Origin of the sequence: Allobosea sp. OAE752, from assembly GCF_050433265.1 — a bacterium.
In the GTDB taxonomy this organism is placed as follows: domain Bacteria; phylum Pseudomonadota; class Alphaproteobacteria; order Rhizobiales; family Beijerinckiaceae; genus Allobosea; species Allobosea spartocytisi.
On record NZ_JBNPXO010000003.1, the window covers coordinates 226,089 to 244,991 of the forward strand.

The following is an 18,903-nucleotide window of genomic DNA, read 5'->3' on the forward strand; positions in this document are numbered from 1 at the left end:
TCCGATCAGGGTCGGACAATCGCCGCGGCTTGTCAAATTGCGCGCAATTTGCCGCAGTATTCCCCGATTTAACGCTTGGTTAATCTTGTTCGGGCGCTCTGGAGGTGTTTTCATCCCTCAGCCGTCGGGAGCCCCCATGCGCCTGTCCGTCCTCGCTGCTTCGGCCTTGCTGAGCCTGGCGCCGGCGCTCGCGCAGACCACGGGCTCGATCAACGTGTCGCGCGCGCCGGCCGGCAGCGCGCAGGCAAGCCCCGCCAGCGCCTCCTTCGACATCTTCCTGCAACGGCTCTGGCCACAGGCGCAGGCGCGCGGCATCTCGCGCACGACCTTCGATCTCGCCTTCCGCGGCGTGACGCCCGACGCCTCGATTGTCGCGCTGACCAAGAAGCAGTCCGAGTTCAGCGCGCCGATCTGGAGCTATCTCAACAACGCCGTCGGCGGCGGCCGCGTCCAGCGCGGCCAGGCGGTGGCGGCGGAGAACGCGGCCGTGCTGGCCCAGGTCGAGGCCCGCTACGGCGTGCCGAAGGAGGTCGTGCTCGGCGTCTGGGGCATGGAAACCAATTTCGGCTCCTTCAAGGGCAGCAAGGACGTCATCCGCTCGCTGGCGACGCTCGCCGCGATCCGCTACCGCGGCGACTTCTTCCGCGACGAATTGCTGACCGCGCTCGAGCTGATCCAGAAGGGCTATGTCGAGCGCGACGAATTGCGCGGCTCCTGGGCCGGCGCCATGGGCCACACCCAGTTCATGCCGTCGAGCTACATGAAATACGCCGTCGACTGGACCGGCAACGGCCATGCCGACATCTGGAACTCGTCCAGCGACGCCATCGCCTCCACCGCCAACTACCTGAAGAGCTATGGCTGGGTCCCCGGCCTGCCCTGGGGCATGGAGGTTTCGCTGCCGGACGGCTTCGACCATCGCCTGGACAAGGCGAGTTTCGCCGCCTTCCGCTCCGCCGGCGTGCGCCGGGCCGATGGCCGCGCCCTGCCCTCCTCCGGCGAGGGCCGCCTGTTCTACCCCGCCGGCCATACCGGCCCGGTGCTGCTGCTGACCGCGAATTTCGACGTCATCAAGAAATACAATTCCTCCGACGCCTATGCGCTGGCCGTCGGCCATCTCGGCGACCGCATCATGGGCCGGGCGGCGATCCAGGCCGATTGGCCGCTCAAGGCCGCCCGCCTCGACATGGCCGGCACCAAGGACGTGCAGCGCCGCCTGAAGGCGCTGGGACTCTACGACCACGACGCGGACGGGCGCATCGGCACCGGCACGCGCGAGGCGGTGCGGCGCTACCAGATCAGCGTCGGCGAGATCGCGGACGGCTATCCGACGCCGGCCCTGCTCACCCGGATGCGCGGCTCCCGCTGACTTTTGGCCCATCCGGCCCTATATTGAACCTGTCCCGAGCCGCTGGATCGGATGGCTGATGCGCCTGCGCTCGCTCGTCATGGTTCTCTGCTCCGCCTGCCTGCTCCTCCTGACCGGCGGCCCCGTTTCGCTTGCCCAGCAGCCGCCGCAACAGCAGCGCAGCCTGTTCCAGCTCTTCTGGCAATTGCCCGCCAGACCGGCCGTGCAGCCGCAGCAGCCGCGCCTGCGCCCCAGCCCGGCCCCGGTCGTTCGGCGCAGCAGGGCGGCGGCCCCCGTCGTCGTTCGCGACGATCCCGTCATCCCGAAGGTCGATGTCACCAACCACATCGTGGTGATGGGCGATTCCCTCGCCAACCTGCTCGCCGACGGCCTCGACGAGGCGCTGAACGACCGCCCCGATGTCGAGGTCACCCACCGGACGAAGCCGGATTCAGGCCTCGTCCGCACCGATTTCTACGATTGGCAGAAGGCCGTCACGGATCTGCTCGCCAGCGACCAGAAGATCACCATCGCGGTCATGATGGTCGGGCTCAACGACCGGCAGCCGATCCGCGAAGGCGACATCGTGCAGGAGCCGCTGAGCCCGCGCTGGCTGGAGCTCTATCGCGACCGCGTCGACGCGCTCGCCACCGCCTTCGCGGCCAAGCGCATCCCGCTGATCTGGGTCGGCGTCCCGCCCGTGCAGAACGCCCGCCTCTCGGCCGATCTCGTCACGCTGAACGAGCTTTACCGCGAACGGGCCGAGAAGGCCGGCGGCCAATATGTCGACCTCTGGGGCGGCTTCGTCGATTCCGAGAACCGCTATACCGCGACCGGCCCGGACGTCTCCGGCCAGCCGACGCGCCTGCGACTCGGCGACGGCGTGCACTTCACCAAGGCCGGCGCCCGCAAGGCCGCGCATTTCGTTGACCTCGTCATCCGCCGGATCATCGAGCAGGCGCCGCAGAGCAATGTGATCGCCCTGCCCGTCGCGCCCGACACCGGCGCCCCGACCGCGCCCGAGCTGCAGCCCGGCGGTGTCGAGCGCCTGATCGACCAGATGGCCGCCGGCTTGCCGGCGATCGGCTTGCCGCAGGCCCTGCAGGCCCGCCCCCTGGCCGGGCCGATTCAGCCGCTAACCGGACAGGCGGCGCCCTCGGCACAGCCGCTGCTCGCCTCGATCACGGAAGCGCGCGGTCGCGGCGATGCGGCCGACCAGCTCGAGCGCGTCTTCGGACAGGGCATCGCGCCCGAGCCCGTGCCGGGCCGCATCGACGACTATCGCTGGCCGCGGTGAGGACCGGACCGCTGCCCCGGCATGCTGCCCGGCATCAGGCCGCGCCGCGCCACTCCGTCGCGAGCAGCGCATAGAGCAGATCGTCCCGCCAGACCTCCCCCACGCGCAGATTGTCGCGCAGCAGGCCCTCGCGGCGGAACCCGAGCTTCTCGATCAGCCGGATCGAGGCGCGGTTGTCCGGATGGATGAAGGCCTGGAGGCGATGCAGACCGAGCTCCGAGAAGCAGAAATCGAGCATCGCCGTGACCGCCTCCGTCGCGATGCCCTGCCGGTGGAGAGCGGGATCGATCATGTAGCCGATGCTCGCCCGCCTGCTGCGGATATGCCCGTCGTGATAATTGACGAGCCCCAGGCAGCGATCGGTCCCGGCATCGGCAACCGCCCAGAACCGGTAATAGGACGGCGTGCAATCGACGAAGCTGCGCACGGAGCGCTCGGTTTCGATGCGCTTCGTGTAGGTCGGCTGGTTCCAGAACCGCATCGCCTCGGGGTCGGCGAAGCAGGCATGCATCGCATCCACGTCATCGGCGCGGAACTGGCGCAGGCGCAGGCGGGGCGTCGCAAGGACCGGATGCGGGATCGCTTGCTTCGGCATGCGGCGGCCTCAGGCGAAGGGCTATCCTGATGCTCGACCGCCGGGATGGCCGGCCGCGGCGCCGGAGCCCGACACTCCATCTTTGACTGGCGTTTTTGCAAAGTTCAACATGCGAGGCAGCGGAGCGCCCCCGAGGTCTCATGAGCAAACGCCTATATATGGCCGCGATGGCCGCGATGATTCTTGCCGCCGTTTCCGGCTCCGCGGTCGCCGCGCCGAAAGCCGAGATCGTCGATTTCGGGGTCACGGTGGGTCGCCGCATGATGGCGGCCCCGACGCCCGGCGGAACCGGTCTCGAACCGGCTCGCGAAATGAAGAACATCCGCTACCTCGAGCGCGCGGACCGCATCGAGGCGCGGCTATGCCGGAATTTCGGCCTCACGCTCAAGCTGAGCGACGCCATTCCCCAGATCCTGCCGCGCCAGGTCTCCGTCCGCGTCCTGCACCCCCAGTTCACCAGCCCCGATGGCAAGACCAGCACGCAGGACCGCTTCCCGAGCGCGGTGATCGAGGGCGTCACCCATATCGGCTTCACCTTCGATCACGAATGGGAAATGGAGCCGGGCAGCTGGACCTTCATCGTCTCGGCCGGCGGGCAGGAGATCGCGCGGAAGGACTTCACCGTCACCGCTTCCCCGCCCGGCGCCCCCAACTCCGATTGCGGCGTCGGCTGATCGCATATCCTGTTGCGGACACTAAGCGGTAAGTGTGCGCCGGCGGATCGTCCGCCGTCCCGGAGACACCGCCGGGATTCCGATCATCGTGGCAAGCGGGCTGTACTCGGATCGTGCCTCGCGGCGGCGCTCATCGTGATCTTCAGCCTGCCGTTCCCTGCTCCATCGCACGATCGCGGAGGATCGCGTTCTTCAGGCCAGCTTGCCGGCTGCTCGGATTACGCCACGCGGGTCCGAGGGCGGCTGGTCCCGGCATTTGGTGCTTGAGCACTCTACGATGGATTCCGGGTCAAGCCCGGGATGACGGCGTGTTTCTACCGAAAATCGGCAAGCTCCCGCAATGGAGGGCGCCCCCGTCACATCGGCAGGATGGTCTCGCCCATCAGATGCTTGTCGATGGCATGCGCCGCCTGGCGGCCCTCGCGGATCGCCCAGACGACCAGGGACTGGCCGCGGCGCATGTCGCCGGCGACGAAGACCTTGTCGACGCTGGTGGCGTAGTCGCGGTCGTTGGCGACGACATTGGCGCGCTTGTCCACGGCCGCGCCCGACTGCGCGATCATGCCCTCGATCACCGAGCCGGCGAAGCCGATGGCGAGGAAGCAGAGATCGGCCTGGAGCACGAATTCCGTGCCGGGGATGGGCTTGCGCTTCTCATCGACGCGCGCGCATTTCACACCGGTCAGCCGCCCGTTGCGGCCCTCCAGCCCGAGCGTCGCCGCCTGGAACTCGCGCTCCGCGCCCTCGGCCTGCGAGGAGGAGGTGCGGAACTTCGTCGGCCAATAGGGCCAGACCGTGAGCTTGTCCTCGATCTCCGGCGCCATCGGCCGGATGTCGAGCTGCGTCACCGAGAGCGCCCCCTGCCGGAAGGCGGTGCCGACGCAGTCCGAAGCCGTATCGCCGCCGCCGACCACGACGACATGCTTGCCCGCAGCCAGGATCGGCGCCTCGCCGGAGACGTCCTCGCCGCCGACGCGCTTGTTCTGCTGGGTGAGGTAGGGCATCGCGTAATGCACGCCGGCGAGGTTGGTGTCCGGCAGGCCGGGATCGCGCGGCGCTTCCGCCCCGCCCGTCATCAGCACCGCGTCGTGCTCGGCAAGGAGCGTCGCGAAGGGCAGCGTCACGCCGACATTGGCGTTGTAGTGGAAGGTGACGCCCTCCGCCTCCATCTGCTTCACCCGGCGGTCGATATGCTTCTTCTCCATCTTGAAGTCGGGAATGCCGTAGCGCAGCAGACCGCCGGCCTTGGCTTCGCGCTCATAGAGATGGACGTCGTGGCCGACGCGGGCGAGCTGCTGCGCGGCCGCCATGCCGGCAGGCCCCGAGCCCACGATGGCGATGCGCTTGCCGGTGCGCCTGGCCGGGATCTCGGGCGCGATCCAGCCTTCTTGCCAGCCCTTGTCGGCAATCGCCTGCTCGATCGTCTTGATCGTCACCGGCATATTCTCGAGGTTCAGCGTGCAGGCTTCCTCGCAAGGCGCGGGGCAGATGCGGCCGGTGAACTCCGGGAAGTTGTTGGTGGAGTGGAGGTTACGCAGCGCATCCTCCCAGCCGCCGGAATAGACCAGCTCGTTCCAGTCCGGGATCTGGTTGTGCACCGGGCAGCCGGTCGGGCCGTGGCAGAAGGGGATGCCGCAATCCATGCAGCGCGCCGCCTGCTTCTTGATATCGCGCTCCTCCTGCGGGAGCGTGAACTCTCGGAAGTGGCGAATGCGATCGCCGGCGAGCTGATACTTCTGCTCCTGCCGGTCGTATTCGAGAAAGCCCGTGACCTTGCCCATGCCGTTTCTCTCGCCCTGTGCCCGGGTCGCCCCGCGCGCATGCCTTAACCTGTTCCGGGTGCCGGGACCGTGACGGCCCCGGCAGGTGGCGTTTCGCTTATTCCGCGGCCTGCAAGGTGCGGGCCTGCTCCATTTCGCGTAGCGCGCGGCGGTACTCGACCGGCATCACCTTGACGAACTTGGTGCGGTAATCCGCCCAGTTGTCGAGGATCGTGCGGGCACGCTCCGAACCGGTGTAGTTCGCGTGGTTCGTCAGCATCTGCATCAGGCGCTCCTCGTCATGGCCCGACATGTTGGTCATGTCGATGCGGCCCTTATGCTCGAGGTCGCCACCGTGATGGTGCAGCCGTTCCATCAGCTCCTCTTCCTCCTCGACCGGTTCGAGATCGACCATCGAGAGGTTGCAGCGCGACTTGAAGGTGCCGTCCTCGTCCAGCACATAGGCGATGCCGCCCGACATGCCCGCGGCGAAGTTGCGCCCGGTCTGGCCGATGACGGCGACGACGCCGCCGGTCATGTATTCGCAGCCATGGTCGCCCGTGCCCTCGACCACCGCGATGGCGCCGGAGTTGCGCACCGCGAAGCGCTCGCCCGCGACGCCGCGGAAATAGGCCTCGCCCGAGATCGCGCCGTAGAGCACGGTGTTGCCGACGATAATCGAGCGTTCGGCCACGGCCCGGGTCGCGGGATCGGGCCGGACGATCAGCTTGCCGCCGGAGAGCCCCTTGCCGACATAGTCATTGGCCTGGCCGGTGAGCTCGACCGTAACGCCAGCCGCCAGGAAGGCCGCGAAGCTCTGGCCCGAGGTACCCTTCAGCTTCACCGTGATGGTGTCGTCCGGCAGGCCGGCATGGCCGTATTTCTTGGCGACGACGCCCGAGAGCATCGCGCCGGTCGAGCGGTCGACATTGCAGATGCTTTCCTCGATCACGACCGGCGTGCCGGTCTCGACCGCGCCCTGCGCCGCCTTGATCAGCTTGCGGTCGAGCACATCGTCGATCGGGTGCTTCTGCAACTCGACATGGCGGATCGCCACGCCCGGCAGGTCGACCTTGTGGAACAGCCTGCTGAAGTCGAGCCCCTTCGCCTTCCAGTGCTCGATCGCCTCGCGCTTGTCGAGCAGGTCCGAGCGGCCGACGATCTCGTCGAGGCTGGTGAAGCCCATCTCCGCCATGATCTTGCGGACATCCTCGGCGACGAAGAAGAAGTAGTTCACCACATGCTCGGGCAGGCCCTTGAAGCGCTTGCGCAGCACCGGGTCCTGCGTCGCGACGCCGACCGGGCAGGTGTTGAGGTGGCACTTGCGCATCATGATGCAGCCCGCCGCGATCAGCGGCGCGGTCGAGAAGCCGAACTCGTCGGCCCCGAGCAGAGCGCCGATCACCACGTCGCGGCCGGTGCGCAGGCCGCCATCGACCTGCAGCGCGATGCGCCCGCGCAGATGGTTCAGCACCAGGGTCTGCTGCGTCTCGGCGAGGCCGATCTCCCAGGGCGAACCGGCATGCTTCAGCGAGGTCAGCGGGCTCGCGCCGGTGCCGCCCTCGAAGCCGGAGATGGTGATGTGGTCGGCGCGCGACTTGGCGACGCCGGCCGCCACCGTGCCGACGCCGATCTCGGAGACGAGCTTGACCGAGACATCGGCCGCCGGGTTGACGTTCTTCAGGTCGAAGATCAGCTGGGCGAGATCCTCGATCGAATAGATGTCGTGATGCGGCGGCGGCGAGATCAGGCCGACGCCCGGCGTCGAATGCCGGGTCCGGGCGATCTTGGCGTCGACCTTGTGGCCGGGAAGCTGCCCCCCCTCGCCAGGCTTGGCACCCTGCGCCACCTTGATCTGCATCACGTCCGCATTGACGAGATACTCGGCCGTGACGCCGAAGCGGCCCGACGCAATCTGCTTGATCGCCGAGCGCTTCGAGCGCCCGTCCGGCATCGGCTTGAACCGGATCGCTTCCTCGCCGCCCTCGCCGGTGTTCGACTTGCCGCCGATCTGGTTCATCGCGAGCGCCATCGTCTCATGCGCCTCGCGCGAGATCGAGCCGAAGGACATCGCGCCGGTGGCAAAACGCTTCACGATCTCGGACGCAGGCTCGACGCTCTCCAGCGGCACGGGCGCCCGGCCCTCATCGGCCGCCATCTTGAGCTTGAACAGGCCGCGGATGGTGCTGAGCCGTTGCTCGTCGTCATTCACCTGCCGGGCGAACTCCTCGTAGCGGTCCTGCGCGTTGAGACGCACGGCGTGCTGGAGCGAGGCGACGACATCCGGCTTCCAGACATGGTCCTCGCCGCGGACGCGGTACATGTACTCGCCGCCGATATCGAGGCTGTCACGGTAGAGCGGCGAGTCGCCGAAGGCGTCGCGGTGACGGCGCAGGCTCTCCTCGGCGATCTCGTCGAGGCCGACGCCCTCGATCGCCGTGCCCGTGCCGAAGAAGAACTTGTCGACGAAGGCGCTCTTCAGGCCGACGGCGTCGAAGATCTGCGCGCCGCAATAGGACTGATAGGTCGAGATGCCCATCTTGGACATCACCTTCAGCACGCCCTTGCCGACCGACTTGATGTAGCGCTTCACCACCTCGTCGGCATCGACCTCCTCGGGGAAGGCGCCCTGCGCATGCTGGTCGAGCAGGGTGTCGAAGGCGAGATAGGGGTTGATCGCCTCGGCGCCATAGCCGGCGAGGCAGCAGAAATGATGGATCTCGCGCGGCTCGCCGGATTCGACGACGAGGCCGACCGAGGTGCGCAGGCCCTTGCGGATCAGGTGATGATGCACCGCCGCCGTCGCCAGGAGCGCCGGGATCGGGATGCGGTCGGCGCCGACCTGCCGGTCGGACAGGATGATGATGTTGTAGCCGCCATGGACCGCCGCCTCGGCGCGCTCGCAGAGCCGCTCCAGCGCGCCATCCATGCCGGCCGCGCCCTCGCGCGCCGGATAGGTGAAGTCGATGGTCTTGGTGTCGAAGCGATCCTCGTAATGACCGATGCAGCGGATCTTCTCGAGATCGTCATTGGTCAGGATCGGGGTGCGCACTTCCAGGCGCTTGCGGCGCGAGGTGCCTTCCAGATCGAGGATGTTCGGCCGCGGCCCGATGAAGGAGAGCAGGCTCATCACCAGCTCCTCGCGGATCGGATCGATCGGCGGGTTCGTGACCTGCGCGAAGTTCTGCTTGAAATAGGTGTAGAGCAGCTTCGACTTGAACGAGAGCGCCGAGATCGGCGTGTCCGTGCCCATAGAGCCGACCGCTTCCTGCCCGGTCACCGCCATCGGCGCCATCAGCAGGCGGACATCCTCGGTGGTGTAGCCGAAGGCCTGCTGGCGATCGAGCAGCGGCACGTCGGTGCGCGAGGCCCGCGCCTCGACCGGCGGCAGATCCTCCAGCACGATCTGGGTGCGCTTCAGCCAGTCCTTGTAGGGGTTGGCGAGGCAAAGGCTCGTCTTGATCTCGTCATCGCCGATGATGCGGCCCTGCTCGAGGTCGATCAGCAGCATCTTGCCGGGCTGGAGGCGCCACTTCTCGACGATCTTCTCCTCCGGGATCGGCAGCACGCCGAACTCGGAAGCCAGCACCACGAGCCCGTCATCGGTGACGAGATAGCGCGCGGGGCGCAGGCCGTTGCGGTCGAGCGTCGCGCCGATCTGGCGCCCGTCGGTGAAGGCGATCGCGGCTGGCCCGTCCCAGGGCTCCATCAGCGCGGCGTGATACTCGTAGAAGGCGCGCCGCTCCTCATCCATCAGCGGGTTGCCGTTCCACGCCTCCGGCACGAGCATCATCATGGCGTGGGTGAGCGAATAGCCGCCCTGCACCAGGAATTCGAGCGCGTTGTCGAAGCAGGCGGTGTCCGACTGGCCCTCATAGGAGATCGGCCAGAGCTTCGAGATATCCGAGCCGAACAGGTCGGAATCGACGCTCGCCTGCCGCGCCGCCATCCAGTTGACGTTGCCGCGCAGCGTGTTGATCTCGCCGTTATGCGCCACCATCCGGTAGGGGTGCGCGAGGCGCCAGGACGGGAAGGTGTTGGTCGCGAAGCGCTGATGCACCAGGGCGAGCGCGCTGTCGAAGCGCTCATCCTGCAGATCCTTGAAGTAGGAGCCGAGCTGGTTCACCAGCACCATGCCCTTGTAGACGATGGTGCGGCAGGACATCGAGACGGGGTAGTACTCCGCCGTCTTGCGCTCCTGATGCCGGTAGACCTTGTTCGAGACGGACTTTCTGAGGACATAGATCTGCCGCTCGAACTCGTCCTCGTCCGTGATGTCGTCCGGGCGGCCGACGAAGAGCTGGCGATGCACCGGCTCGGTCTCCAGTACCGCCTTGCCGAGATCGGCATTGTCGACCGGCACATCGCGCCAGCCGAGGAAATTCAGGCCCTCCTCCTCGACGGCCTGGGAGATGATCTCCTCGCAGAGCGCGCGGATCGCCGGATCGCGCGGCATGAAGAACTGACCGATGGCGTAGAAGCCGGGCTCGGGCAGATCGATGCCGAGCTTCGCGGTCTCTTCCTTGAAGAAGCGATGCGGGATCTGGGTAAGGATGCCGCAGCCGTCACCGAGCTTCGGATCGGCGCCGACAGCGCCGCGATGGTCGAGATTGTGCAGGATCTGCAGGCCCTGCTGCACGATGGCGTGGCTCTTGCGGTTCTTCATGTCGGCGATGAAGCCGACGCCGCAGGAATCTTTCTCATTGGCCGGGTTGTAGAGGCCCTGATGCGTCGGCAGCGCCGGGTCGCGCACGGCCGGGAAGCGCCCGATATCCTCGTTCGATTGGCTGGTCGCGCTCATCGTCAAACCCCGCTCGCCGGAACCCACCGGCGCGATGCCGGCAGGCAGGCGTATCAAGCCCACACCATCCCTTTCCGCGCCGGTCTTTCCGAGCCGGCCGGAAGCCGGCAGCAAGGAAAGGGCCAGAACGGATCGGCCTTGTCTTTTGTCAGAGGCTTGCTTGCGCTTTGTTTCCACCGCGCCCGCGTCCTCCGCAGGCGCTTCGGGCGGCTATCGCCCGGTCGCGCCTGTCTTAGGCCGTCGTTTTACGGACGGCGCGCGTACGGTCGGCTTTGGCATTAGCAGCCCGGCCCCTCGTCATGCTCGCCTCCGTTGCGACGGCGCGACCTCAGCCTGGGACGGCTTTTGGTCGGCGCGATGAAAAATGGGACAGCAACACTGTCCTATCGAGACGAATTTGCCAGAATTCCAATCTGCGCACAAGCACCGATTTGAGGCAGAAACGAAATTTTATTGCGATACCCGATTCCCACGAGACATTTCCGGTATGAAAGCCCGACTCCGGCGATACGCTTCTTGTTCTGAGCCTGTCCCGACCGGCACGGCGTGCAAGCCCCCTCCCCGCCTTCGTCGCTTGGCAGAAGCTGGGTCGCCCCATAACCCTTTCCTCCATGAACTTCATCAGCGACAACACCGCCGGCGCCAGCCCCCGCGTCATGGCCGCCCTCGCCGCCGCCAATGGCGGCCCCGCAGCGGGGTATGGCGCGGATGACTGGACGAAGCGCGTCGAGGAGCGCCTCTCAGCGCTGTTCGAGCGGGAGGTCGCCGCCTTCCTGGTCACCACGGGTACCGCGGCCAATGCCCTGGCGCTCGCCAGCGTGGTCAGGCCCTGGGGGGCCGTCATCACCCATGAGGAAAGCCACATCGTCGAGGACGAATGCGGCGCGCCGGAATTCTTCAGCGACGGCGCCAAGCTGGTCGATCTCCCCGGCATCGGCGGGAAGCTGACGCCAGAGGCGGTGACGCGGGCTCTGGGCAACCTGAACGAGGGCAGCTTCCACAATGTCCAGGCCCAGGCCCTCTCCGTCACCCAGGCGACGGAATGCGGCACGATCTACACCCCGGCCGAAATCCGCACGCTGAAAGAAGCCGTCACGGCCCGCAATCTGACGGTCCATATGGACGGAGCGCGCTTCGCCAATGCGCTGGTCACGCTGGGCTGCACGCCGGCCGAGATCACCTGGAAGGCCGGTGTCGACGTGCTCTCCTTCGGCGGCACCAAGAACGGCGCCTGGGCGGTCGAGGCAGTGGTCTTCTTCGACCCCGGCCGCGCGGAGGAGATGAAATGGCGCCGCAAGCGCGCCGGCCAGACCCTGTCGAAGGGCCGCTTCCTCGGCGCGCAGTTCGAGGCCCTGCTGGCCGACGACCATTGGCTCGATCTCGCCCGCCACGCCAATGCGCAGGCGAAGCGTCTTGCGGATGCGGTCGGCAACGGTGGCGAGGCGCGCCTCGCTTGGCCCTGCCAGGCCAACGAGGTTTTCCTGATCCTGCCTCCCGCCACGCAGGAACGGCTGACCGCGGCTGAGGTGCGCTACCATTCCTGGCCCGGCCGCTCGCTCGCCCCCGACAATGCCTTGCAGGACGGTGAGATCGTCGGCCGCTTCGTCATGTCCTTTGCGACCGATCCCGGCGAGGTCGGCCGGCTGATCGCGGCGATCTCCGACTGACACAGGGATTTTTCGGCCCGGTCCGGCCCCATGCCTGCCGCAATCGCTAAGGAAGACTGAAAGGCGCGACACCTCGTTAAGGAAGATGGCATGGCACAACGTTCGACCGCGTCGAGGCACATCGGCCTGATGGGTCTGGCCGTGGCCGGTGCACTCGCCGGCTCGGCGGGAGGCGCCGCCGCCCAGTTTTATTATTACGAAGAGCCGGCGCCCTATCCGCCAGCCTATGTCTATGGCTACGGATATGGCTACCGTTCCGCGCCCCGCATCGCCGAGCCGGTGACGGCCTACGACATCCGCCGCATCGCCGCCGAGAATTACGGCTTCGTCCGGATCGACCGCCTCTATCGGAGCGAGGACGCCTATGTCGTCGACGGCATGCGGGCGAACGGCCAGCGGCAGCGGCTGATCCTCGATGCCTTCGCCGGCAACCTGATCCGCCGCGTGCCGCTGCGCAACGGCCAGGCCGACCTGGGGCCGAATATCGCCCGCGTCGACCCACGCGAGGAGCGCGAGCCGCCGCGACCGCGACTCGTGCCGAAGCCGCCGCAGCGCCCGGCCGAATTGAGGCCCCCGGCCGAGGCGAGCGCCCCCGCGACCATCGTTCCACCCGCGCCGGCCGCCCCGCCCGCGCCGGAGCAGGCGCCGACCCCACCCGCACCGCAGCCCCCGGTCGAGGCCAGCGCGCCGGCGACGCAGACGCCGCCCCCGGCCGCCGCCCCCGCCGAGCCTTCGCCCGGCCCGGTCAACCCGGACAACGGCACCGAAAAACCCAAGCTGGTGAATCCGCAGGATGTGCGCGGCACCGACACGGCCGAACGCCAGCCGCCGCTCTCAGCGCCACCGCCGGCCTCCGCCGAGGCCGCCGTACCGCTGGCTCCGGTGCAGGGGCAGGATACCGGCACGGCCAACCCCAAGCCTGAAACGCCGATCGCGCCGGTCACGCCGCTGCAGTGACTTTTGGGGGCTCACGAAGTCCCCAGCCGGTCAACGGGACACCGGCTCCACCCTCGTCATGCTCGCGCTTGTGGCGAGCACCCATGTCTTGGACACCGCCCTCGATCAGGGAAGACGGGGATGGCCGGCACAAGGCCGACCATGACGGCTGTGTTTCCGCAGCCAAACGAAAAGGGCCCCCGTCACCGGGAGCCCTCGCTCTTCAAACCGTCGGGGCGTGAGGAACTACGCCGCCTTGGCGGTCCCGACCCTGGCCTCGATGACCTTGGCCGAACCGGCGCCGATCGGAATCTGACGCGGCTTCTTGGCCTCGGGGATTTCGCGCACGAGGTCGATATGGAGCAGGCCGTTCTCGAGGCTGGCGCCCGTCACCTGCACATAATCGGCAAGCTGGAAGCGACGCTCGAAGGCGCGTGCGGCGATGCCCTGATGCAGGACTTCGCGCTTCTCGGCCGTGTCGGAGGCCTGCTTCTCGCCCTTGACGGTCAGCGCGTTTTCCTTGCTCTCGATCGAGAGGTCGGCCTCGCCGAAGCCCGCGACCGCGATGGTGATGCGGTAGGCGTTCTCGGCGGTACGCTCGATATTGTAGGGCGGATAGCTCGGGGCCGAATCATTGCTGGTCGCCTGGTCGAGAATCGAGAACAGGCGGTCGAAGCCGACGGTCGAGCGGTAGAGGGGGGAGAGATCGAAATGACGCATGATGTGTCCTCCGGAAAGCGACATGCATTGCGGCCCGCCTCGCCTGAGCGCGGGCCCTGTTGGGTTTCACGCAGCCGGTTCCGGCCTGCGCAGAAGTGATCTGGGGAAGCGTTTTCGGCTTTTCAAGAGCCTCGCGCCAAGGGCATAAACGGGGCCTGACAAAGCCCGATACGAGTTCGCGTGGCCGGCAGGCGGCGTGAGCTCAGGTTGCCTTGCGCCCCACCGGACGTGATGACGGCGATCGATCTAATCGCGATGGCATCGGATTTTTTCGAAGGGTGATGTCCACTTTTCGGTCCGGCGTCATTGCCCGGAGCAGCAATGGCCGAGGCCGCCTTTTTCGCCGATCCCGACTATCCCGTCCCGGGCCATGGCAAGGTCTGGCTGGCGACGACGCGCGACGGCGCCGCCTTGCGCCTCGCGAGCTGGCACCCGACCGTGAAACCGGTGCGCGGCACGATCGTCCTCGTCCAGGGCCGGGCCGAATTCATCGAGCGCTACAGCGAGACGATCGCCGAATTGCGCCGGCGCGGCTTCCATGTCCTCGCCTTCGACTGGCGCGGCCAGGGCGGCTCGCAGCGCTTCGTCCGCCGCGAGCGCAAGGGCCATGTCGGCCGGCTGAAGCATTACGAGGCCGATCTCGCCCTGGCGATGGCGGAGATGCAGGCGAAGTTCCCGCCGCCCTATTTCGTTCTGGCCCATTCGATGGGCGCCGCGCTCTGTCTCGATGCCGCGCGTCACGGCGCCCTGCCGGTCTCGCGCATGGTCGCGCTCGCCCCCATGCTCGGCCTCACCATGGTGAAGAACCCTGCAGGGGCGAGCCGGCTCGCCAGCATCCTGTACTGGCTCGGCTTCGGCCGCGCCTTCGTCCCCGGCGGCGGCGACACCGCCATCGCGACGAAACCCTTCGCGGGCAACCGGTTGACCAGCGATCCGGTTCGCTATGCGCGCAACAGCAAGCTGTCGGCGCAGGCGCGCCATCTCAGCATCGGCGACCCGACCATCGCCTGGGTCCGCAACGCCTTCCGGCTGATGGCCCGGCTCAACGCCCCCTCCGCTGCGCTCGACGTCAAGGTGCCGACCCTGATCATCGCCGCCGGACAGGACCCCGTCGTCTCGACACCGGCGATCGAACGCTTCGCGGCCCGCCTCAAGACCGGTTCGGCGCTGGTCTTCCCCGAGGCGCGCCACGAGATCCTGATGGAGAGCGATGCGATCCGCGCCCGGTTCTGGGCCGCCTTCGACGCCTTCATCCCCGGCGAGGACCAGGCAGAGGCCGCCTCAGCCGGCGAGAAGATCGAGCGCGGCCTCATGCAGCGCCTCGCTGGCGGCGGCGACGATGCGGCCTCCCCCGGCAGCGCTCCCGCCATCCCATGAGGTGACGACGCCGCCGGCGCCCTCGATGACCGGGATCAGCGCGACGATGTCATAGGGCTTCAGGCCGCTCTCGATCACCAGATCGACATGGCCGGCGGCGAGCATGCAATAGGCGTAGCAGTCGCAGCCATAGCGCGAGAGCCGCACCGCGCGCTCGACGCGCTGGAAGGCTTGCGCCTCCTCACCCTGGAACAGCGCGGGCGAGGTCGTCATCAGCGTCGCCGCCGCAAGGTCCGGCACCTGCCGCGTCCTGAGCCGCCGCGGCCCGCCGGGACCCTCATAGCGTGCCTCGCGCCCGTCGCCGGAGTAGCGCTCGCCCGTGAAGGGCTGGTGCATCATGCCATAGACCGGCACGCCCTTGCGCGTCAGCCCGATCAGCGTGCCCCAAACCGGAATGCCTGAGATGAAGGCCCGCGTGCCGTCGATCGGGTCGAGCACCCAGACATAGTCCGCATCGGTGTTCTCGCTGCCGAACTCCTCGCCGAGCAGGCCATGCTCCGGGAAATGCTGGCCGATGAGGCGGCGCATGACCGTCTCGCCGGCGCGGTCGGCCTCGGTGACCGGGTCGAACACGCCCCCGCCCGACTTGTCCTCGGCCGTATGATGCGCCCGGAAGAACGGCAGGATCGCCTGGCCTGACTGCGTCGCCAGATCCGCCACGAAGGCACCGAAATCGACCGCACTCATCGGGACGTCCCTTGCTGGATTATTGTGCTCTGCAACATAACCTTGCCCATAGTCCGATCCCGGCGAGATCGCAGCCCTCTGCCAAATGTCATAGATCGTTTTGTTTGCAACGATTTTCGGGGTCAACCATGCAACCAACGCATGGCTGCTTTGATATCCGACAAATCCGCTTGCGTTTTTGCGCCGCACAGTCTTATTGTGCATCTGCGAAGGGGAGATCGCTTCAAACCTTCGCTTGCCCTCCTTGGGCGTTTCCTCCCTAGACTTGGGCCGCCACGCAAGTGTGCGGCCCTTTTTTCTTGGCTGGCCGATGCCGCGTCGCGGCCACGGGGCGCGGCTACTCGGCCGCCTCGCGCCATTCGTCGAGCCAGCCGCTCCAGCGGGCGAAGCAATCGGCAAGCGCGCGGGATATGGCGTCGCGCAAGGTCTCGAAGCCGTCATGCGGCTCGAGCGTCGCCTCGTTCATGTAGAGCGCACGGTTGACCTCGATCTGCAGCGCATGCACGCCGGCAGCGGGGGCGCCGTAATGCTCCGTGATGAAGCCGCCAGCATAGGGCCGGTTGCGCGTGACGCTCAGGCCCAGCCGGGCGAAAGCCTCCTCGGCGATGTCGATGATGTAGCCGGCCGCGCTGGTGCCGAATCGGTCGCCCAGGATGATGTCCGATTTCGCGGATCCCTCGCGATCGAGCCCGGCCGAAGGCATCGAATGGGCATCGACCAGGATGCAGGTGCCGAACGCCCCTTGCGTCCGCTGCACGAGCCCGCGCAGCCCGGCGTGATAGGGGCGATAGAGCGCGTCGATCCGGCCAAGGCCCTCCGCGATCGGGATGCGCCCGAAATAGATCTCCTGCGCATCGCCGACGATTCGCGGAATCGTGCCGAGCCCGCCGGCGACCCGCATCGAGCGCGTATTGGCGAAGGGTGGCACCCGCCCGTCGAACATCCGCGGATCGAGCTCGTAGGGCTCGCGGTTCACGTCGAGATAGGCGCGGGGAAATTCCGCGACGAGCAGCGGAGCGCCCAGCGCGACGCTCTGCGCGAACAGCCGGTCGACGAAAGCGTCCTCGGAGCGCCTGAGCCCCTTGAGCGGCAAGCGCGCCTGCTCGACGAAGCCCGGCGGATAACGCCTCCCGGCATGGGGCACATCGACGACCACCGGCACCACCTGCAGCGCCGGCTGGTACAGGCTGTAGGGACGGTCGATCTCGCCGACGACATCGTCGGGCGCGGGCGGAAACGGGGCAGAGGAAAAGCTCATTTCACCTGACTGAAGCACACAAACCGAACGGGTTGAAGCGGCGCCGAAAGAGTGGCTGTCGTGCAACAGTGGATTCACGCGTTGTTTACCACGATCTGGCCTTATAAGAGGGCATGGTTCCAACGAAGCGGCGGGGTCGCTACCCAGCCGCATCGGCCCCGACGGCGGCGCGGGCGCCAGACGCATTGAAACGGACGCGGCATCGCCCGGGCAGCGCCGGGAGAGACCGGCCTCGGGGACGGACAGAACAGGCCCATGACGAAGATTTTGCTCGCGGAAGACGACAACGATATGCGTCGCTTCCTGGTCAAGGCCCTGCAGAATGCAGGCTATGACGTCGCCTCCTTCGATAACGGCCTGTCGGCCTATAATCGTCTGCGCGAGGAACCCTTCGAGCTCCTGCTGACGGACATCGTCATGCCGGAGATGGACGGCATCGAGCTGGCGCGCCGCGCCACCGAGCTCGATCCCGACATCAAGGTGATGTTCATCACCGGCTTCGCCGCCGTGGCGCTCAACCCCGATTCGCAGACACCGAAGGATGCGAAGGTGCTCTCCAAGCCCTTCCACCTGCGCGAGCTCGTCAACGAAGTCGAGAAATTGCTGGCCGCCTGAAGCCTGTTCGGCACCCTGCAACGGGGTGTCGGATGGCCTGTGAGAATTTATGCGGCAAACGCCTTGCAAGCCGCGAGGCGAGCCGCTATAGCCCCCTCACCTCGCAGCGTGACTGCGGCCGCAAGGCCCGGACACGCTTCCGAAAGTCGCCAAGGGCGGCTGACGGGCGCGTAGCTCAGCGGGAGAGCACTACGTTGACATCGTAGGGGTCACAGGTTCGATCCCTGTCGCGCCCACCATTTTCGAACCCTGCAAGACCCTGGTCTTGCAGGGTTTTTTCTTGCCTCGACGCGATGGCGATCGCACCGCCGGACGAGGACTCGACCTCATCTGCGAACACCATGGGGACTGCCCCGCCGCCCCGGAAACGCGGCCAGCCTGGGCACCGTCTCCCCACTGACAGGAGCTGGCAGGAACGCGCGGCCGCAAGGTTGACATCGGCGCGATCATTACGTTGATATCAACGAAGAAGAAACCGCCGACCGGCTAGGGCAACCGTTCTCCGCGCCCGCCTGGAAGGAATCGGACCGTGTCCACGATGCTGCACGTCCTGATGTTCCGGGGCGGCCACGCCCAAGACGCGACGCCCCTTTGCGCCTCGCTCTTCGACGACGGTGCGGATCGTCGAGGTGACGCGCCGGCCGACAGGCGAGCCCGGTGCGGAAGGCCCCATCGATCTCGCCTGACGCGCGCCGAAGCCCGATCACAAAGGAGACGACCATGAAGATCGTGACCAGCCTGAGCTTCCGCGGTCAGTGCCGCGAGGCGTTCGAATTCTACGCCAAGGTCTTGGGCGGCAAGATCACCGCCGCCATCCCCTATGCCGACGCGCCTCCCGGCATGCCGATCACCGACGAGAAGTACAAGAGCTGGCTGATGCATTGCTGGCTGGAGGTCGGCGACCAGGCCCTGATGGGCGCCGACATGGATGTCGGCTGGGCCTCCAACATCGACAAGCCCAAGAACGGCTTCGACGTCACCTTGCACGGCACCGACAAGGCGCAGAGCCAGCGCTGGTTCGAGCAGCTCTCGGAAGGCGGCAAGGTGGGCATGCCGTTCGCCGAGACCTTCTGGTCGCCCGGCTTCGGCTCGCTCGTCGACAAGTTCGGCATCCCCTGGATGGTCAACACCCTGCCCTCGGCCGATTGGCGGCCGCCGCAGAGCTGAT

The 18,903-nt window shown here is 67.2% G+C and carries 14 protein-coding genes and 1 tRNA gene; 9 read left to right on the plus strand and 6 right to left on the minus strand.

Going from position 1 to position 18,903, the window contains the following annotated elements:
- Positions 1-136 precede the first annotated feature (136 nt).
- Both GGC47_RS10260 and GGC47_RS10265 read left to right on the plus strand, forming a co-directional pair.
- Entirely contained in the window at positions 137-1,369 is a 1,233-nt protein-coding gene (locus GGC47_RS10260) for a lytic murein transglycosylase (protein ID WP_081925441.1), read from the plus strand.
- A 58-nt stretch (positions 1,370-1,427) separates the two neighbouring features.
- Positions 1,428-2,645 carry an SGNH/GDSL hydrolase family protein gene (locus GGC47_RS10265; RefSeq protein WP_113254911.1) on the plus strand — a complete coding sequence of 406 codons (1,218 nt, stop codon included), beginning with the start codon at positions 1,428-1,430 and terminating at the stop codon, positions 2,643-2,645.
- Positions 2,646-2,679: 34 nt separating this feature from the next.
- Here the strand turns inward: GGC47_RS10265 and GGC47_RS10270 are convergent, their stop codons facing one another.
- The gene (locus GGC47_RS10270) at positions 2,680-3,240 is read right to left on the minus strand and encodes a GNAT family N-acetyltransferase (protein ID WP_142022025.1); all 561 of its coding nucleotides are present in this window, start codon (positions 3,238-3,240) and stop codon (positions 2,680-2,682) included.
- Between the two features lie 140 nt (positions 3,241-3,380).
- Here GGC47_RS10270 and GGC47_RS10275 point away from each other — a divergent pair, with 140 nt between their 5' ends.
- Positions 3,381-3,914 (plus strand): DUF3859 domain-containing protein, encoded by a 534-nt coding sequence (locus GGC47_RS10275; RefSeq protein ID WP_142022026.1) that lies wholly within the window; start codon positions 3,381-3,383, stop codon positions 3,912-3,914.
- Between the two features lie 356 nt (positions 3,915-4,270).
- Here the strand turns inward: GGC47_RS10275 and GGC47_RS10280 are convergent, their stop codons facing one another.
- Positions 4,271-5,695: a glutamate synthase subunit beta gene (locus tag GGC47_RS10280; RefSeq protein ID WP_142022027.1), complete on the minus strand. Its 1,425-nt coding sequence runs from the start codon at positions 5,693-5,695 to the stop codon at positions 4,271-4,273.
- Between the two features lie 97 nt (positions 5,696-5,792).
- On the minus strand, positions 5,793-10,475 hold the full coding sequence (gene gltB, locus GGC47_RS10285; protein WP_113254916.1) for a glutamate synthase large subunit: 4,683 nt from the start codon (positions 10,473-10,475) through the stop codon (positions 5,793-5,795).
- 611 nt (positions 10,476-11,086) lie between these two features.
- Here gltB and GGC47_RS10290 point away from each other — a divergent pair.
- Entirely contained in the window at positions 11,087-12,142 is a 1,056-nt protein-coding gene (locus tag GGC47_RS10290) for a threonine aldolase family protein (protein WP_370954552.1), read from the plus strand.
- A gap of 90 nt (positions 12,143-12,232) precedes the next feature.
- Positions 12,233-13,099: a hypothetical protein gene (locus GGC47_RS10295; protein WP_260368465.1), complete on the plus strand. Its 867-nt coding sequence runs from the start codon at positions 12,233-12,235 to the stop codon at positions 13,097-13,099.
- A gap of 225 nt (positions 13,100-13,324) precedes the next feature.
- Here the strand turns inward: GGC47_RS10295 and GGC47_RS10300 are convergent, their stop codons facing one another.
- Positions 13,325-13,798 (minus strand): Hsp20 family protein, encoded by a 474-nt coding sequence (locus GGC47_RS10300; protein ID WP_038363810.1) that lies wholly within the window; start codon positions 13,796-13,798, stop codon positions 13,325-13,327.
- Positions 13,799-14,119: 321 nt separating this feature from the next.
- On the opposite strand from GGC47_RS10300, the gene GGC47_RS10305 reads away from it, so the two are divergent.
- The gene (locus GGC47_RS10305) at positions 14,120-15,175 is read left to right on the plus strand and encodes an alpha/beta fold hydrolase (RefSeq protein ID WP_370954553.1); all 1,056 of its coding nucleotides are present in this window, start codon (positions 14,120-14,122) and stop codon (positions 15,173-15,175) included.
- Here the strand turns inward: GGC47_RS10305 and hisN are convergent.
- Complete coding sequence (gene hisN / locus GGC47_RS10310) at positions 15,080-15,862, minus strand: histidinol-phosphatase (protein WP_370954554.1); 783 nt, start codon at positions 15,860-15,862, stop codon at positions 15,080-15,082. The two genes, GGC47_RS10305 and hisN, sit on opposite strands and share 96 nt — an antisense overlap.
- Before the next feature lie 337 nt (positions 15,863-16,199).
- Complete coding sequence (locus GGC47_RS10315) at positions 16,200-17,120, minus strand: N-formylglutamate amidohydrolase (protein ID WP_370954555.1); 921 nt, start codon at positions 17,118-17,120, stop codon at positions 16,200-16,202.
- 255 nt (positions 17,121-17,375) lie between these two features.
- Between GGC47_RS10315 and cpdR the strand changes: the two genes are divergently transcribed.
- The 3 genes from cpdR (at position 17,376) to GGC47_RS10330 (ending at position 18,902) form a co-directional block, all read left to right on the plus strand.
- Positions 17,376-17,735, plus strand: a complete 360-nt coding sequence (gene cpdR / locus GGC47_RS10320) for a cell cycle two-component system response regulator CpdR (protein ID WP_038363805.1) — start codon at positions 17,376-17,378, stop codon at positions 17,733-17,735.
- Positions 17,736-17,899: 164 nt separating this feature from the next.
- Positions 17,900-17,974: transfer RNA gene (locus tag GGC47_RS10325), tRNA-Val, on the plus strand.
- Between the two features lie 481 nt (positions 17,975-18,455).
- Positions 18,456-18,902: a VOC family protein gene (locus GGC47_RS10330; protein WP_112764863.1), complete on the plus strand. Its 447-nt coding sequence runs from the start codon at positions 18,456-18,458 to the stop codon at positions 18,900-18,902.
- Position 18,903: the final 1 nt, after the last annotated feature.

Excerpts from the sequence above, each read along its gene's own strand:
- hisN (WP_370954554.1), bottom strand. The coding sequence starts at position 15,862 with ATGAGTGCGGTCGATTTCGGTGCCTTCGTGGCGGATCTGGCGACGCAG.
- GGC47_RS10265 (WP_113254911.1), top strand. The coding sequence starts at position 1,428 with ATGCGCCTGCGCTCGCTCGTCATGGTTCTCTGCTCCGCCTGCCTGCTC.
- GGC47_RS10290 (WP_370954552.1), top strand. The coding sequence starts at position 11,087 with ATGAACTTCATCAGCGACAACACCGCCGGCGCCAGCCCCCGCGTCATG.
- GGC47_RS10300 (WP_038363810.1), bottom strand. The coding sequence starts at position 13,798 with ATGCGTCATTTCGATCTCTCCCCCCTCTACCGCTCGACCGTCGGCTTC.
- GGC47_RS10280 (WP_142022027.1), bottom strand. The coding sequence starts at position 5,695 with ATGGGCAAGGTCACGGGCTTTCTCGAATACGACCGGCAGGAGCAGAAG.
- GGC47_RS10330 (WP_112764863.1), top strand. The coding sequence starts at position 18,456 with ATGAAGATCGTGACCAGCCTGAGCTTCCGCGGTCAGTGCCGCGAGGCG.
- GGC47_RS10315 (WP_370954555.1), bottom strand. The coding sequence starts at position 17,120 with ATGAGCTTTTCCTCTGCCCCGTTTCCGCCCGCGCCCGACGATGTCGTC.
- GGC47_RS10305 (WP_370954553.1), top strand. The coding sequence starts at position 14,120 with ATGGCCGAGGCCGCCTTTTTCGCCGATCCCGACTATCCCGTCCCGGGC.
- gltB (WP_113254916.1), bottom strand. The coding sequence starts at position 10,475 with ATGAGCGCGACCAGCCAATCGAACGAGGATATCGGGCGCTTCCCGGCC.
- GGC47_RS10270 (WP_142022025.1), bottom strand. The coding sequence starts at position 3,240 with ATGCCGAAGCAAGCGATCCCGCATCCGGTCCTTGCGACGCCCCGCCTG.
- GGC47_RS10275 (WP_142022026.1), top strand. The coding sequence starts at position 3,381 with ATGAGCAAACGCCTATATATGGCCGCGATGGCCGCGATGATTCTTGCC.
- GGC47_RS10295 (WP_260368465.1), top strand. The coding sequence starts at position 12,233 with ATGGCACAACGTTCGACCGCGTCGAGGCACATCGGCCTGATGGGTCTG.
- cpdR (WP_038363805.1), top strand. The coding sequence starts at position 17,376 with ATGACGAAGATTTTGCTCGCGGAAGACGACAACGATATGCGTCGCTTC.
- GGC47_RS10260 (WP_081925441.1), top strand. The coding sequence starts at position 137 with ATGCGCCTGTCCGTCCTCGCTGCTTCGGCCTTGCTGAGCCTGGCGCCG.